The organism is Opacimonas viscosa, assembly GCF_024199005.1.
GTDB lineage: Bacteria > Pseudomonadota > Gammaproteobacteria > Enterobacterales > Alteromonadaceae > Opacimonas > Opacimonas viscosa.
The window spans coordinates 1-218 of the sequence record NZ_JANATA010000398.1 but is presented as its reverse complement, the minus strand read 5'-3'; the positions used below and the strand labels follow the sequence as shown (position 1 = coordinate 218).

General features: G+C 39.9%; 1 protein-coding gene. It reads right to left on the bottom strand.

Annotated features, from left to right (window positions below; translation table 11 throughout):
* On the bottom strand, positions 1-104 hold a 104-nt coding region (locus NLF92_RS14055), incomplete at its 3' end, for a M14-type cytosolic carboxypeptidase (protein WP_254102893.1).
* Positions 105-218: the final 114 nt, after the last annotated feature.

The window sequence follows — 218 nt, the reverse complement described above, 5'->3', positions numbered from 1 at the left end:
AATTCAGATTGGTTGTCGTTGGGAATGGTTAGACGGATATCGTCTGGTGATTGTGCGCTAACAACTTCAATGTTACCGCTGTCGAATTGACTGGAAATATGCATAGACTGTCGTTTTCCTCATTATTTGAGCGCTAATTTAGCATAGACGTAAACACAAATTCCACGCACACAGCGGGTTTTGTACTATCGAAAGTATACAAAATGTTTACACCATCA